General features: G+C 39.2%; 13 protein-coding genes. All 13 read left to right on the forward strand.

Annotation, left to right across the window (positions count from 1 at the left end):
* The first annotated feature begins 2 nt into the window (after positions 1-2).
* The 13 genes from JW886_RS05010 to JW886_RS05070 all read left to right on the forward strand — a co-directional run bounded on the left by JW886_RS05010 (position 3) and on the right by JW886_RS05070 (position 15,880).
* Positions 3-257: a hypothetical protein gene (locus JW886_RS05010; protein WP_200406738.1), complete on the forward strand. Its 255-nt coding sequence runs from the start codon at positions 3-5 to the stop codon at positions 255-257.
* A gap of 112 nt (positions 258-369) precedes the next feature.
* Positions 370-1,059, forward strand: a complete 690-nt coding sequence (locus tag JW886_RS05015; protein WP_200406739.1) for a histidine phosphatase family protein — start codon at positions 370-372, stop codon at positions 1,057-1,059.
* On the forward strand, positions 1,056-1,811 hold the full coding sequence (locus JW886_RS05020; RefSeq protein ID WP_373298593.1) for a M15 family metallopeptidase: 756 nt from the start codon (positions 1,056-1,058) through the stop codon (positions 1,809-1,811). The genes JW886_RS05015 and JW886_RS05020 overlap by 4 nt, the downstream gene beginning before the upstream one ends.
* 642 nt (positions 1,812-2,453) lie before the next feature.
* Positions 2,454-3,497, forward strand: a complete 1,044-nt coding sequence (gene hrcA / locus JW886_RS05025) for a heat-inducible transcriptional repressor HrcA (protein WP_075524583.1) — start codon at positions 2,454-2,456, stop codon at positions 3,495-3,497.
* 29 nt (positions 3,498-3,526) lie between these two features.
* On the forward strand, positions 3,527-4,066 hold the full coding sequence (gene grpE, locus JW886_RS05030; RefSeq protein ID WP_075524584.1) for a nucleotide exchange factor GrpE: 540 nt from the start codon (positions 3,527-3,529) through the stop codon (positions 4,064-4,066).
* 67 nt (positions 4,067-4,133) lie between these two features.
* Positions 4,134-5,960: a molecular chaperone DnaK gene (gene dnaK, locus JW886_RS05035; RefSeq protein WP_075524585.1), complete on the forward strand. Its 1,827-nt coding sequence runs from the start codon at positions 4,134-4,136 to the stop codon at positions 5,958-5,960.
* Positions 5,961-6,145: 185 nt separating this feature from the next.
* Complete coding sequence (locus JW886_RS05040) at positions 6,146-7,909, forward strand: oleate hydratase (protein ID WP_205871453.1); 1,764 nt, start codon at positions 6,146-6,148, stop codon at positions 7,907-7,909.
* Positions 7,910-7,977: 68 nt separating this feature from the next.
* Complete coding sequence (locus JW886_RS05045) at positions 7,978-9,126, forward strand: amidohydrolase (protein ID WP_205872484.1); 1,149 nt, start codon at positions 7,978-7,980, stop codon at positions 9,124-9,126.
* 117 nt (positions 9,127-9,243) lie between these two features.
* Positions 9,244-9,942, forward strand: coding sequence for a DeoR/GlpR family DNA-binding transcription regulator (locus JW886_RS05050; RefSeq protein ID WP_075524587.1), 699 nt, complete (start codon positions 9,244-9,246; stop codon positions 9,940-9,942).
* A 46-nt stretch (positions 9,943-9,988) separates the two neighbouring features.
* On the forward strand, positions 9,989-10,906 hold the full coding sequence (gene pfkB / locus JW886_RS05055; RefSeq protein WP_205871454.1) for a 1-phosphofructokinase: 918 nt from the start codon (positions 9,989-9,991) through the stop codon (positions 10,904-10,906).
* Positions 10,906-12,831, forward strand: coding sequence for a PTS fructose transporter subunit IIABC (locus JW886_RS05060; protein WP_205871455.1), 1,926 nt, complete (start codon positions 10,906-10,908; stop codon positions 12,829-12,831). Before pfkB ends, JW886_RS05060 begins: the two co-directional genes overlap by 1 nt.
* A gap of 172 nt (positions 12,832-13,003) precedes the next feature.
* On the forward strand, positions 13,004-14,449 hold the full coding sequence (cls, locus tag JW886_RS05065) for a cardiolipin synthase (RefSeq protein ID WP_205871456.1): 1,446 nt from the start codon (positions 13,004-13,006) through the stop codon (positions 14,447-14,449).
* Between the two features lie 54 nt (positions 14,450-14,503).
* Positions 14,504-15,880 carry an RsmF rRNA methyltransferase first C-terminal domain-containing protein gene (locus tag JW886_RS05070; protein WP_205871457.1) on the forward strand — a complete coding sequence of 459 codons (1,377 nt, stop codon included), beginning with the start codon at positions 14,504-14,506 and terminating at the stop codon, positions 15,878-15,880.
* The last annotated feature ends 44 nt before the right edge of the window (positions 15,881-15,924 follow it).

Raw genomic sequence — 15,924 nt, forward strand, 5'->3', positions numbered from 1 at the left:
AAATGCAAGTAAAAATGGGCGAACGGATTGTCAAAGCTTGGCAAGTAAAACATGATGAAGCACCTCTAGAGGAGTGGGTTCAACATTTATTCGATCAACAAATTTGTTTTTGGAACCCTAGGGATAATGAGCAACTGCGTTTTAGCCTGATGTTTGGTGGTGCTGCACGCGTGGGCGATTACCTCATTTACTTAGGTAAAAGTGATATTAAAGTTATCTCAGAAAAACGATTCAACAGAGAGTTTACCATCTTATAACTAAAAAAAAGATGAAAACGCTCTAATCTTTTGTTATAATAAAGAGAGTTGGTTACTCATTCATAAGAGTTTTTTAATGAGTGATAACGTGAAAAAGCAAAGGGGAAGACTTATGGTTAATATTTACTTAGTAAGACACGGAAAAACAATGTTTAATACAATTGGCCGTGCGCAGGGGTGGTCAGATACGCCACTGACAGCAGCTGGGGAAATGGGTGTCACCGAATTGGGTCTGGGATTTAAGGCGAAGGGAATCAAATTCGACAGGGCATATTCTTCTGATTCGGGTCGGACCATCCAAACCATGGGTTTTATCTTAGCCAATTCTGAGAATGAAGGCATCCCCTATCGCTTTGATAAACGGATACGGGAGTGGTGCTTTGGATCATTTGATGGCGGCTATGATGGAGAACTTTTTGACGGTGTATTACCGCGTATCTTTGCTGAAAATGGTAGTTTAGAAGAAGGTTTCCCAGATGATGAGAAAGTAGCTAATGCCATCTATGCTGTGGATACAGCAGGTTGGGCTGAAACGTGGGAACAATTATCTGGTCGGATTTTAGAAGGTTTTACAGACATTGCTAAAGAGTCAGAAGCAGCAGACGCCAACAATATCGTTATTGTCAGCCATGGCATGACGATTGGTTCTTTTGTAAAATTGATTCGCCCTGAGCTCCCAAGGCCTCACGGCTTAGATAATGGATCGGTCACTCATCTCACCTATGAAAATGGAAAATTTTCTGTTGGAAAAGTCGGAGATATGAGTTACCGTGAGTTAGGAAATAAAATATTAACAAAATAATGAAAAAACGGATTCTCCTGAGTTTGTCTTTACTTGTTCTTTTGATTGCCGCAGTGATTGCCGCCATCTTGTTTTCGAGTAGCAGCTCAACCAAAAAAGAAACAGCACAAAGTGCACACGAGAGAACAGCACAAACTAATAAAAATGCTGCTCTCTTAAAAGACTTACCCGATGCGAAACGTTCAGATTGGGAACTTGTGCTCGTCAGTAGGGATTCTCCTCAGCCTGAAATGAATCCTGATTTAGCGACGGTTGGTAATATTCAAGTAGACCAGCGAATTGTCCAGTCAACTGAACAGTTCCTTGCTGCTGCACAGAAAATTTCACCTGCAGAACATCTCATCTCTGGCTATCGTTCAGTAGCTTATCAGAATACTCTTTACGAAGGTTACATTAAAGATGAGATGGAAGGGCATGGCACCGTAAATACGGATGGATCGACGATCTCGCGAGAGCAAGCGATAAAAAATGTTCAGACTTACTCCCAACCTCCTGAAAGCTCTGAGCATAATACAGGTCTTGCTATTGATATGAGTGATATTGATAGTTTAAATGAGAGTACTGTAGCTCAGCAAGTAGCAGAACTAGCGCCTGATTATGGTTTTGTCTTGCGTTTTCCCAAAGATAAAAAATCTACTACAGGAGTAGACTATGAAGATTGGCATTTTCGTTATGTGGGAGTCGAAAACGCTAAATACATGACGACACATCATTTGACGCTTGAAGAATATCGAAGCTTGCTCCCTGATTAAAGATGGGTTATGCAGGTAAGAATTTAGAGGAAAGAATGCTACTTAAGATACGCTTATTACTTACTATTAATGTGGGTTTGTTTCTTTATACGGTCATGCTTTGTGTCCAAAAGTTGAAAACTTACCCTAATTTTTTTACAGATTTCTTTAATAATTTTGCTAGTAATACAACAAACCTTACCGCTCGCTGGCACTTTTCGTTCTTGAGTTGGCGCAGCTTGGTGTTCTTAGTCATTCTTGTAGCCCTTCTCTTTTTACTCTTAAAGTTTTGGCGGGTAACTTTTGTCCTTCTCGAAGTGATAGCAGGATTTCTTTTGTTAGATTATTTCCTGCTCCTTTTTCAAAAGCAAATCGACATGTCAGCGTTTTATCCCTTTATTGTTCTAATTATCGCTTTGATGAATATTTGGCATAACTCCAAGGTTTTGAAGCTCTTATAAAAGATAAATTAGCACTCTTGTCAAAAGAGTGCTAATTTTTATGACTTTTTCCTTGACAAGGACTTCCCAAAGGGTTATAATAAATTTGTTAGCACTTAGAGCTTTAGAGTGCTAAGTGATAAAAGAGGCTACAACGAAATGCTTTATCCTTTTGTTGTCCAGATGTTAATGTTCCTTATGTTAGGAGCGAAAGGAGTCGTCAATGATTACAGAACGTCAAAGACAAATCTTAAATCTGATCGTTTCTCTTTATGCAAAAGATCATACTCCTATTGGTTCAAAATCATTGCTTGACAGTATTCAAGCATCTAGTGCAACCATCAGAAATGATATGAAGGCATTGGAAAATTTAGGACTGATTCAAAAAGAACATTCCTCCAGTGGACGTGTTCCGAGTGTGTCAGGTTATAAGTACTTTGTAGAAAACGTCATTAAGCTAGACCAGTTTAGTCAAAATGATCTTTTCAAAGTAATGAAAGCCTTTGATGGGGAGTTATATCGATTAACTGATCTATTTGAAACAGGTGCAAAAATTTTATCCGAACTTACGGGTTTAACAAGTTTTGTACTCAACGTTCCGCAAAAAGATCAAGAGTTAGTATCCTTTGAAATGGTCATGTTGGACAGTCATTCTGTCCTTGCCGTCATTACTTTGGGCACAGGTGAAGTGAGAACGAATCAGTTTATACTTCCAAAATCGATGACCGAAGCTGACATTGGCGTGTTTACCAATCTCGTCAAAGAGCGGATGGTGGGTAAAAAAGTAATTGATATCCATTATATCTTACGAACAGAGATACCTCAGATTGTGCAACGCTATTTTAAAGTTACCAGCGAAGTTCTTGGATTATTTGAATCAATCTTTTCTGACCTGTTCGTTGAGCATTTAACGGTTGCAGGTCGGAAAAACATTTTTGATTATGCGACAGATAATTTAGGTGAGCTTTATAAATTATTTAGCGATGATCAAAGAATGTTGCAAGAGATTAGAGAGCTTACTAACAACGACGAAATGCGTGCCGTTAAGTTCGAAAATGATGAAAAGTATATGAAAAATCTAACGATTATATCGCAAAAATTTGTCATACCTTACCGTGGTTTGGGAACATTAACAGTAGTTGGACCAGTTGAGATGGATTATCAACGAACGCTTTCAACACTTGATTTGGTCGCGAAAGTAATCACGATGAAATTAAGCGACTATTATCGTTACCTTGATGGTAACCATTATGAAATTAGTAAATGATAAAAAAGTTATTTAAAAAAGGAGGGCGTATGTCCGAAGAAGCAAAAGAAGAGATTAAAAATGAACAAGCGGAGGAACAAGTCACAGAAGAATTGACTGAAGAAGCGCTTGAAGATATTGTTGAGGATGAAATTTCTGAAGTTGAAGCAGCACAAAAGCTTGCGGATGAGTGGGAAAATAAATTCCTCCGGGTTTCTGCGGAAATGCAAAATGTACAACGTCGTGCAAATGAAGAACGTCTCCAACTTATCAAGTACCGTTCTCAAGATTTAGCTAAAAAAATATTGGCTTCCCTTGATAACCTTGAACGTGCACTCGCTGTTGAAGGTTTGACAGAGGATGTCAAAAAAGGCCTTGAAATGGTCCAAGAAAGTTTAATTTCAGCCCTTAAAGAAGAAGGTGTTGAAGAAGTTTCTTATGAAAGTTTCGACCATAATCTTCACATGGCTGTTCAAACTGTCCCAGCGGATGATGAACATCCGGCTGATACAATCGTGCAAGTTTTCCAAAAAGGTTATCAACTTCACGAACGTTTACTTCGTCCAGCAATGGTTGTCGTTGCACAATAAAATAAAAAATAAAATGACCGCAAAGTCGTTAAACTATCCATAAGTAATAAGAAAAGGAGATATAAATATGTCTAAAATTATCGGTATTGACCTTGGTACAACAAACTCAGCAGTAGCAGTTCTTGAAGGAACTGAATCAAAAATTATTCCAAATCCAGAAGGAAATCGTACAACACCTTCAGTTGTAGCCTTCAAAAATGGTGAAATCATTGTCGGTGACGCTGCAAAACGTCAAGCAGTAACTAACCCAGAAACAATCATTTCTATTAAATCAAAAATGGGAACATCTGAAAAAGTTTCTGCAAATGGTAAAGAGTACACACCACAAGAAATTTCAGCAATGATTCTTCAAAACTTGAAAGCTACAGCAGAAAGCTATCTTGGAGAAAAAGTAGAAAAAGCGGTTATTACTGTACCTGCATACTTCAATGATGCGCAACGTCAAGCCACTAAAGATGCTGGTAAAATTGCTGGTCTGGAAGTAGAACGTATCGTTAATGAACCAACAGCAGCAGCTCTTGCTTACGGTCTTGATAAAACAGATAAAGACGAAAAGATTCTTGTATTTGACCTTGGTGGTGGTACATTCGACGTTTCAATTCTTGAACTTGGTGATGGAGTATTTGATGTTCTTGCAACTGCTGGTAACAACAAACTCGGTGGTGATGATTTTGACCAAAAAATCATCGACTGGATGGTTGCCGAATTCAAGAAAGAAAACGGAATTGACCTTGCCCAAGATAAAATGGCTTTGCAACGCTTGAAAGATGCCGCTGAAAAAGCGAAAAAAGACCTTTCAGGTGTAACAACAACTCAAATCAGCTTGCCATTCATCACAGCTGGTGCTAGTGGACCGCTTCACTTGGAAATGGCTTTGACCCGTGCTAAATTTGATGAATTGACACATGATCTTGTTGAAGCTACACGTCAACCCGTTCGCCAAGCTTTGTCTGACGCAGGTTTGTCAACTTCTGATATTGACGAAGTGCTCTTGGTTGGTGGTTCAACTCGTATCCCTGCTGTTGTTGAACTTGTCCGTAAAGAAACTGGAAAAGAACCAAACAAATCTGTTAACCCAGATGAAGTTGTTGCTATGGGTGCAGCAATTCAAGGTGGTGTGATTACTGGTGACGTTAAAGATGTTGTTCTTCTTGACGTTACACCACTTTCACTTGGTATTGAAACAATGGGTGGGGTCTTCACTAAATTGATTGACCGTAACACAACTATCCCAACTTCTAAATCACAAGTCTTCTCAACTGCTGCTGACAATCAACCTGCTGTAGATATTCATGTGCTTCAAGGGGAACGTCCAATGGCAGCTGACAACAAAACTTTGGGTCGCTTCCAATTGACAGACATTCCTGCAGCACCACGTGGTGTTCCACAAATTGAAGTAACATTTGATATTGATAAAAATGGTATTGTTTCTGTTAAAGCTAAAGACCTTGGTACACAAAAAGAACAAACAATTGTTATCAAATCAAACTCAGGTCTTTCTGATGAAGAAATTGATAAAATGATGAAAGACGCTGAAGCAAATGCTGACGCTGATGCAAAACGTAAAGAAGAAGTTGATACACGTAACGAAGCTGATGCTTTGGTCTTCCAAACTGAAAAAACTTTGAAAGAACTTGAAGGAAAAGTTGACGAAGCTGAAGTTAAAAAAGCTGAAGACGCTAAAGAAGAACTCAAAAAAGCACTTGAAGGTGAAGATATTGCTGATATCAAAGCTAAATCAGAAGCCCTTTCTGAAATTGCTCAAAACCTTGCTGTGAAACTTTATGAACAAGCCAATGCCGCTCAAGGTGAAGCTGGACAAGCAACTGATGCGCAAGAAGGACCAAAAGATGATAATACATTTGATGGTGACTTCACTGAAGAAAGCAAATAATATTTTTAAAAGCACTGACGATTTTGTCAGTGCTTTTTTTGTGATAAACTTCTTAAGTTTTACTGACAGCTCTGTCAGTGAAGTTAGACACAAATAGACAGAGTGTACAAAAAACGATTGCTAAATTTGCAATCGTTTTCTTCTTGTATTATCATGAAATTAATTAAGAAAAGGAGGAGAGAATAATGCGTTACACGAATGGAAATTATGAGGCGTTCGTACGTCCAAGAAAACCAGAACATGTCGATAAAAAATCAGCTTATATTGTGGGTGCAGGTTTAGCAGGACTTGCGGCAGCAACTTTCTTACTACGTGATGGGCAAATGAAAGGGGAAAACATTCATATTTTGGAGGAACTTCCTTTATCGGGTGGGTCTTTAGATGGCTCATTTATCCCCCATGATGGCTTTGTAGTGCGTGGTGGAAGAGAAATGGAAAATCACTTTGAATGCCTTTGGGATTTATTTCGATCGATTCCTTCATTAGAGGTGGACAATGCGTCCGTTTTGGATGAATTTTACCGTTTAGACCTTGATGACCCTAATTCTTCCAACTGTCGGATTATCCATCAACGCGGTGAGCGAGTGGAAGATGATGGTAAGTTTACTCTAAGTCCAAAAGCTCAAGAAGAAATTGTTCATTTATTCATGACCAAAGAAGAGTTGCTCGTCGGGCAAACTATTGAAGATTGTTTTACAGAAGAATTTTTTGAATCTAATTTTTGGCTCTATTGGTGCTCGATGTTTGCTTTTGAAAAATGGCACTCAGCTATCGAGATGCGTCGCTATATTATGCGCTTTATCCATCATATTAAAGGACTTCCTGATTTCAGCGCGCTCAAATTCACCAAGTATAACCAGTATGAATCTCTGGTTAAACCCTTGGTTGCTTACTTGAAAGCACATCATGTTGATTTTAAGTATGGGGCCCAAGTGGAAAATGTGGAAGTTGATATCAGAGCAGGAAAAAAGGTTGCAAGGGCTTTGTTATTTACTGACAGCTCTGTCATTAAACTGACAGAAGACGATTTCGTTTTTGTGACAAACGGTTCTATTACCGAAAGTTCAACCCAAGGTACAGCTACAATGCCTGCTCCTAAAACTACGGAATTAGGAGGTTCTTGGAAACTTTGGCGAAATCTAGCTAAGCAATCTGAAGACTTTGGTCATCCGGATGTTTTTTGTCAGAACTTACCAAAAGCGTCCTGGGTAGTATCAGCAACGGTAACTTGGAAGAACTTAAAAATACAACCTTACTTTGAAAAACTGACGCATCGTCAGTTGCGCTCAGGTAAGGTGGTCACTGGGGGGATTATTACTGTAAAAGATTCTAATTGGTTGCTCTCTTTTACCACTCACCGCCAACCTCATTTTAAAGAACAAAAGGACCAAGAAACTGTAACTTGGGTCTATGGCCTTCTTTCAAATACACCTGGAAACTATATCAAAAAACCAATTGAGGATTGTACAGGTGAGGAAATCACACAAGAATTACTTTATCACTTAGGAATGCCCGAAGAAGAAATTGATGATTTCGTCAAAAATAACACAAATACTATCCCTGTTTATATGCCCTTTATCACTTCCTATTTCATGCTCCGTGAACCTGGTGATCGCCCACTGGTCATCCCTAACGGCTCCGTGAACTTAGCTTTTATTGGGAATTTTGCAGAAACGCAACGTGATACAGTTTTTACTACTGAATATTCCGTTCGTACAGCGATGGAAGCAGTATATCAACTACTAAATGTAGAACGTGGTGTTCCTGAAGTCTATGCTTCAGCTTATGACTTACGTGCCTTGGCAAATTCCGTCTACTACCTTTCAGATCGTCAAAAGTTGTCAGATATGGAGCTACCATTTGTGAAAAAACAAGCACTTCATTATGGTTTGAAAAAAATCAAGGGCACTTATCTTGAAGAAATACTAGAAGATGCAGGCTTGATTTAAAAACTAAATGACCTCAATGCAAATAACGAAGGCGAGTCTTTCGTTATTTTTGATAGAATAGCACTATGATAATTGATAAAAAATTTGAACAAGAACTCATAGAAACGCGTCGATATCTTCATGCACATCCTGAGATTTCAGAAAAAGAGTTTCAAACGACACATTTTATCCGAGAAAAACTTAAGCAATGGGATATTGAAATACTAGAAGGAGATCTGAAAACGGGGGTAGTCGCGCAGATTGGTTCAGGCCGGCCTGTCATTGCTTTACGTGCGGATATAGATGCCTTGCCCATTCTCGAAAAAACTGAACTGCCTTATGCTTCTAAATACAAAGGGAGAATGCACGCTTGTGGACATGATTTGCATATGACGAGTCTTCTAGGAGCCGCAAAACTTCTTAAAAAAGAAAGATTTAAGGGGACGATTAAGCTCATCTTTCAACCTGCAGAAGAAATTGGGCAAGGAGCTTTACAAGTTCTAAAAAGTGGTTTAGTTAATGATGTACAAGCTTTTGTCGGCTATCACAATATGCCTACTCTACAAGCGGGAGAGATCCGACTAAAAGAAGGAGCAATGATGGCGGCAGTCGATCGGTTTCGGGTGGTGGTGCGTGGAAGTGGGAGTCACGCCGCCTATCCTCAAGAGGGGACTGATGTTGTTCTTGGCATAAGTACAATCGTTCAAAATCTTCAACAAATTGTCGCACGTAACCTCTCGCCTTTACACGCTGCGGTGGTATCAGTTACGCATATTGATGTTGGTAATACTTGGAATGTTTTGCCTGATGAGGGCTATTTTGAAGGAACGATACGTAGTTTTGACAGTGAGAGTCGACAACTGATCAAGAAACGTTTTGTTGAAATAGCCGAGCTCACAGCGAAAACAGTGGGACTTAGTGCAGAAGTTGCTTGGCTTATGGATGCTGAACTTACTTTCAATGATCCCAATTTAACTGCCATTGTTCGAGAAAGTTTGGCAGGTTGGTATGGCCCTATTGCATCAACTGAACCGTCCAGTGCAGGTGAAGATTTTGCGCATTACCGAACACAAGCCCCTTCCGTTTTTGCTTTTATTGGCTCGAATGCTCCAGAAGCGCCCGGTCTTCATTTTCCAGAGATGACAATAAAAGATGAAACTTTAGCTACAGCGGTAAAATATTATGTTCATTCTGCGTTGTCTCTATTGCGAACACTTGAAAAACCATCAGAGGGATAAAGCTATTTATGTTAGCTTTATTTTTTGGTGTTTTTTGAAAGAAAATGATAGTTTGTGATTGATTTTGAAAGAAAAAGGTGCTATAATATTTTTTGTAAACGAATTCAGGAGATGGAAATGTTAGCGAGTGAACGCAAAAGAAAAATTATTGATTATCTCAAAATCAAAAAGCGCGCAACAATTGAAGAATTATTGCCCGTGATCGAAGGCTCTATCTCAACGCTTCGAAGGGACTTAAATGAATTAGAAAAAGAGAAGCGTCTCCGAAGGGTGCATGGAGGAGCTGAACTTACCCAAAACCTTTCTGGGGAATTGAGTATATCTGAAAAAACTTCCAAAAACATTCAAGAAAAAACAAAAATTGCACAACAAGCCTTATCCAAAATCAAGGATGGGGATATTATTTTTCTGGATGCGGGAACGACGACAGGCCTTCTTGCAGAATTAATCAGTCAGTCACATCTATATCTGACTGTCGTCACGAATTCAGTAACCCATCTTACAAAATTAACTGATGAGCGCCTCATTGTTTATCTTTTAGGAGGACGTGTCAAAAAAGTTACGGATGCAATTATTGGAAGTCAGGCATTAGAGCAGCTTTCACATTATCAATTCAATGCAGCATTTCTTGGAGCTAATGCTTTCGATGAAAATCATGGAGCAATGACTCCCGACCATGAAGAAGCAGCGATTAAAGCTTTGGCTGTAAAACAGAGTCAAAGTGCCTATGTTTTAGCAGATGCTTCCAAAATCGGTCAGATGAGTTTTGTTAAATTTGCCGAAACTGATGAGGTCCATCTGATTAGTGAAAAATAGATAGAATTACTGATGAGTTCATAACTTATCAAATAAAAGGAGAAATATGATTTACACAGTAACCCTTAACCCTGCACTCGATTACTTCATGACTTATGAAGAAATTGAAAGTGGCGCAGTCAATCGAACAAGCCAAACACAGGTTTCTGCCGGAGGCAAAGGAATAATGGAAAGTCGCATGATGAGTCTTTTAAAAGCTGATAACACAGCTTGGGGCTTTCTCGGAGGTTTTTCTGGACAATACATAAAAGATTTTCTTACAGAAAATAAGGTTCATTCTGATTTTACAGCTATTCAAGACTTAACTAGAATTAATGTAAAGCTCCAGACGCTCAAAGATGAAACAAGCTTGGATGCTGCGGGACCTCAACTCCAAGAAAAGGAGATACAGGCCTTTATTGACAAATTCGAGGTTTTGAAAGCCGATGATATCGTGGTGTTTGCTGGAACAATTCCTAAAACATTGGGTGAAGATTTTTATCAAAGACTCATTCAAAAAGTCAAAGAACATCAAGCGACCTTCGTCATGGACGTGGATGGCCATAAATTATTAGAGACCTTATCAGATCATCCGCTCCTTATCAAACCAAATCGTGAAGAATTAGAAGGCATCTTCAATGTCAAATTTGAACGAAATGATCAGATTATCCCATATGGTAAAAAGTTACTTGAGATGGGAGCACAGCAAGTCATTGTTTCTATGGCAGGAGATGGTGCATATCTTTTTACTCCAGAAAAAACTTATTTCGCAGCAGGAATTAAAGGCGAGTTAAAAAATTCAATCGGGGCTGGCGATTCTACTGTTGCTGGATTCTTGGCTGAATATAGCAAGACTAAAGACGCGTTTCAAGCATTTAAGCAGGCAATTGCGTGTGGTACAGCAAAGGCATTTTCAGAGAATATGCCTACCCAATCATTCTTGGATGAAATCTATCAAAAAGTAAATATTTCAGAGGTGGACTAATGGAAATTAAAGATCTATTAAAAACAGAGGTTATGATTCTTGACCTGAAAGCTAACAGCAAAGAAGCTGCTATTGATGAAATGGTCAACAAATTAGTATCAGAAGGTTATGTCAGTGATTTTGATACATTCAAAGCAGGAATCATGAAGCGTGAGGCCCAAACATCAACGGGACTTGGTGATGGGATTGCAATGCCGCATAGTAAAAATATCGCAGTTAATGAACCTGTTGTGTTATTTGCAAAATCAAAAACAGGAGTTGATTATGCAGCGTTAGATGGACAACCAGTCAATCTTTTCTTTATGATTGCAGCACCTGATGGAGCAAACGACACTCACTTGGAAGCCTTGGCGCAACTGTCTACTTATCTCTTGAAAGATGGTTTCCAAGACCGTCTTCGTAAAGTAGAGTACCCACGGCAAGTCATTGAACTTTTTTCTGAAAAACAAGAAGAAGTTCAAACCGTTGAAAATGCTGAACATTATATTGTCGCAGTAACAGCTTGTACAACAGGGATTGCCCATACTTATATGGCTGAAGAAGCACTCAAGAAACAAGCGCTGGAAATGGGCGTTGGTATTAAAGTCGAAACCAATGGTGCCCGTGGTATTGATAATAAATTAACTGATGAAGATATTAAAAAAGCTGATGCAGTAATTGTCGCAGCTGATAAAAAAGTTGAAATGAATCGCTTTGCTGGTAAACAGATGGTACAAGTGCCCGTCGCTCATGCCATTCGTGAGACGGAACACCTGATTGATGAAGCTTTATCGGGTAAAGCACCGATTTATCAAGGGGACGGTTCAGAAGATACTTCTGCTCAAAGCTCCTCTTCTCAACAAACGATGGGACAAAAATTCTATAAACACTTGATGGGTGGGGTTTCTGCAATGTTACCATTCGTCGTTGGTGGTGGGATTATGATAGCCTTGGCTTTCCTCATTGACCAACTGATGGGTGTCCCTCAAAGTCAACTTTCCCAACTAGGGGTCTATCATCCAATTGCTTATTACTTTAAGACAATCGGTGGTGCAGCCTTTAACTTCATGCTTCCTGTCCTTGCTGGATTTATCGCCCAATCTATTGCTGATAAACCAGGGCTGGTCGCAGGTTTTGTAGCGGGTTACATGGCACAAATTGGGATTTCTTTCCAAGGTTTTGCGCACACCAATGCTGATAAATACATTCCATCAGGTTTCCTTGGTGCCTTGGTTGGTGGTTTCTTAGCCGGAGGAGTAATCCTTTTATTACGTAAATGGTTTAAGAAAATGCCGGCTTCACTCGAAGGAATTAAAGCTATCTTACTTTTCCCATTGCTTGGAGTCTTTATTACTGGTTTCTTGATGCTTTTTGTCAACATTCCAATGGCTTGGATTAATACAGGTTTATCTAATTTCTTGACAAGTTTATCCGGCGCATCGGCCTTGATTCTTGGTATCGTTGTTGGTGGTATGATGGCTATTGACCTTGGTGGACCTATCAATAAAGCGGCTTACATCTTTGGTACAGGGACGTTGACCTCAGCTGCATTATCAACGGGTGGTTCAATCGTTATGGCCTGTGTAATGGCTGGTGGGATGGTTCCTCCACTTGCGACAACCGTAGCAGTTTTATTATTCAAAAATAAATTTACAAAAGAAGAACGTAATGCTGGTTTGACAAATATTGTAATGGGACTTTCTTTCATTACAGAAGGTTCAATTCCTTTTGGTGCTGGTGACCCAGGACGTGCAATTCCTTCCTTCTTCGTTGGAGCAGCAGTGGCTGGAGGTTTAGTTGGAGCAGCAGGTATTAAGTTGATGGCACCACATGGTGGAATCTTCACAATCGCACTCTCTACTAATCCTCTACTTTATCTTCTCTTTATCTTAGTTGGGGCTGTTATCTCTGGAGTTCTCTTTGGAGCATTGAAAAAAGCAAAATAAGCAAGATGTATTGCTACAAAAAAAGGAGCGGTTAAATCCGCTTTTTTTTGTAGGAAGTTTAAGAGAAAAAGGTGCTGAGGAGTGGTCTTTAAGCAAAAGTGAAGAGGAATGACAGAAAAGGTCAACTTTTTGTTATAATAATAGAGGTAAACTGGGGGTAGGAGTAGATTATATGAATTTTATTGCAATATTTGAGTTGATGATTTTTCTTCTCAATATTATGTTATCGTTTGTGATTATTTTTAGGGAAAGAAAGTCCACATCATCAACTTGGTCATGGTTATTTGTCGTTAATGTACTGCCCATTTTAGGATTTATATTATATTTATTGATCGGACGTGGAATTTCGCATTACCGAATTTTTAAAGACCGCAAAAGATTTCAAATTGGTTTTGAAAAACAACATAGTCATGCGAGGAAGGCCTATTCAGATCGTGCTTTTCTTGATATGATGCGTAAGAATCCTGTCATTGGTCAATTGATTAATATGTTATATGTGGAAGAAAAGTCCATTATTTCTACTAATACTGATGTTAAAATTTTTAATGATGGGCGTGAAAAGTTTGATGCACTGATTGAAGACATCAATCGTGCTAAATATCACATCCACATGGAATATTATATTTTTCGGATGGATGACGTTGGACAAGAAATCTATGAGGCCCTAATTGAAGCACGCAAACGCGGGGTGGAGGTCAAACTTTTGATTGATGCTTGGGGTTCTAATAAAACTAAAATGTCCAAATTTAAAGAATTAGAAGAATTGGGAGGGCGCGTGGCTCAATTCTTTCCTTTAATTTTACCTTTAATTAATCCACGAACTAATTATCGCTTACACCGAAAAATTGTCGTGATTGATGGTGTGATTGGATACACGGGTGGATTTAATGTGGGAAACGAATACGCTTCGGTTACAAAAAAATTCGGTTACTGGAGAGACAACCATTTACGCTTGACAGGAGATATTGTTTATAGCTTGCAGCATCGCTTTATTTTGGATTGGAACTCGCAACATCATTTTGAAATTACGCAGGGAGAGCCTTATTTCCCAGATGCGATTTCTCAAGGCCATGTGGCCACTCAGTTGGTAACTTCTGGACCCGATGAAGATAAAGAGCAGATCAAACTGACTTACATGAAAATGATTTCAGGAGCGGAGCGTGAAATTGTCATCCAAACACCTTACTATATTCCATCGGATGCATTGCATGAGTCTTTGAAACTTGCGCTTTTGTCGGGCGTTCAGGTAAAAATGATGATTCCTAATAAACCAGACCATCCGCTTGTCTATTGGGCGACTTATTTTCATGCAGCGGATTTGGTAAAGTATGGTGCAAAAGTTTATACGTATGAGAATGGATTTGTTCATTCTAAAACGTTGATTATTGATGGAGAATACGCCTCTGTTGGGTCGGCAAATCTAGACTATCGGAGTCTCCAACTGTGCTTTGAAGCAAATGTTGTTATCTATAATTATGACATTGCTCAAAAACTGCGTAACGATTTTATTAAAGATTTGAAGTTGAGTCGTGCGCTTACGCTTGAGCGGTACGAGCAGCGTTCAAAAATAGTCCGTTTCAAAGAAGGATTGGCACGACTCATCGCGCCAATGCTTTAACAAAAAAAGATTGCTGAGGACAATCTAAAGATATAAAACTAAAATGAGGATTGTATGGATTTACCAGTAGAATTTTTAGAAAAATATAAAAAGATTTTAGGGGAAGAATTTGCAGCTTTTCACGCAAGTTTTGACCAACCTGTTCAAACTGCTTTTCGCGTCAACCCTTTAAAAGAGCTTGACGAACGTTTTAGAGTGGCGAAAGATTTATTGATCAGCCCTCCAAAATCTACTGACGGCTCTGTCAGTAAGTTTGAAAAAATTCCAAAGCAGCACTTTGGTTATTATGGTAAAATCTCTGGGAAATCCATTGAGCATGTGACAGGTCTAATCTATTCTCAAGAACCTGCTGCCCAAGTTGTGGGCGAAGTGGCAGCACCCAAAAAGGGCATGCGGGTGCTCGATTTATGTGCAGCCCCAGGTGGTAAGTCTACGCATCTCGCCAGTTTTTTAGAAAATACAGGAATCTTAGTATCGAATGAGATTTCTAATAAACGTAGCAAAATACTTGTTGAAAACAGTGAACGTTTTGGATCGCGCAATACGATTGTGTTAAACGAACAGCCAGAGCGTTTGGCGCGTGTTTTCCCTGCCTACTTTGATTTAATTGTTCTTGATGCACCTTGTTCTGGCGAAGGCATGTTTCGAAAGAACCCTTCGGCCATACAATATTGGACTGAAAATTATCCTGCTGAATGTGCTGAATTACAACGGGAAATTATCACAGAAGCCCTCAAAATGTTGGCGCCAGGTGGTCATTTGATCTATTCGACCTGCACATGGGCACCAGAGGAAAATGAAGCAAACATAAGATGGATCTTAGAAAATTATCCTGAGCTAGCTTTGCAGGACATCCCTAAAACAAATGGTTTACAAGCAGGACTTAATATGCCGGAGGTTGTCCGATGTTGGCCACATCGTTTTCGTGGGGAAGGCCAATTTGTTGCTCATCTTGTGGACACAGGTAAAAAGTTAGAAACTCTGAAAGTAAAATCAGGAAAATCTAATTTGACGAGAGAACAAGTTCAACTTTGGGAAGATTTTTCTCATCGTTATCTACTGACAGAGCTGTCAGCTGGTATTTTGCAAGTCTTCGGTGATCAGTTGTATCTTTTACCTGATGGCCTGCCAGACTTATCTTCATTAAAAATAGCGCGTAATGGTTTACACCTAGGGGTCTTCAAGAAAAAAAGATTTGAGCCCTCCTTGGCTTTGGGTATGGCCTTAAAACCAGCAGAAGTCACGACAAGCTTAGAAATTTCTGAGGAACAGTTTCAAAACTATGTTTCTGGCGCAACTTTTGCTACTGACAAGGCGGTCAGTAAAGGTTGGGTGCAATTAACGGTGGGAGGTAATGGACTTGGTTTTGCTAAAAATGTAAATGGAATCATCAAAAATTACTTTCCTAAAGGCTTGAGGTTTATTTCCTAAAACTTCTGGAAATTTACTTTCAAACTGGTCAGAAAAAAATGAAT

The organism is Lactococcus taiwanensis (assembly GCF_017068355.1).
GTDB classification, from domain to species: domain Bacteria; phylum Bacillota; class Bacilli; order Lactobacillales; family Streptococcaceae; genus Lactococcus; species Lactococcus taiwanensis.

Bases quoted from the DNA above. Each gene is read 5' to 3' on its own strand.
- JW886_RS05010 (WP_200406738.1), top strand. From the start codon at position 3: ATGCAAGTAAAAATGGGCGAACGGATTGTCAAAGCTTGGCAAGTAAAA.
- JW886_RS05015 (WP_200406739.1), top strand. From the start codon at position 370: ATGGTTAATATTTACTTAGTAAGACACGGAAAAACAATGTTTAATACA.
- hrcA (WP_075524583.1), top strand. From the start codon at position 2,454: ATGATTACAGAACGTCAAAGACAAATCTTAAATCTGATCGTTTCTCTT.
- grpE (WP_075524584.1), top strand. From the start codon at position 3,527: ATGTCCGAAGAAGCAAAAGAAGAGATTAAAAATGAACAAGCGGAGGAA.
- dnaK (WP_075524585.1), top strand. From the start codon at position 4,134: ATGTCTAAAATTATCGGTATTGACCTTGGTACAACAAACTCAGCAGTA.
- JW886_RS05040 (WP_205871453.1), top strand. From the start codon at position 6,146: ATGCGTTACACGAATGGAAATTATGAGGCGTTCGTACGTCCAAGAAAA.
- JW886_RS05050 (WP_075524587.1), top strand. From the start codon at position 9,244: ATGTTAGCGAGTGAACGCAAAAGAAAAATTATTGATTATCTCAAAATC.
- pfkB (WP_205871454.1), top strand. From the start codon at position 9,989: ATGATTTACACAGTAACCCTTAACCCTGCACTCGATTACTTCATGACT.
- JW886_RS05060 (WP_205871455.1), top strand. From the start codon at position 10,906: ATGGAAATTAAAGATCTATTAAAAACAGAGGTTATGATTCTTGACCTG.
- cls (WP_205871456.1), top strand. From the start codon at position 13,004: ATGAATTTTATTGCAATATTTGAGTTGATGATTTTTCTTCTCAATATT.
- JW886_RS05070 (WP_205871457.1), top strand. From the start codon at position 14,504: ATGGATTTACCAGTAGAATTTTTAGAAAAATATAAAAAGATTTTAGGG.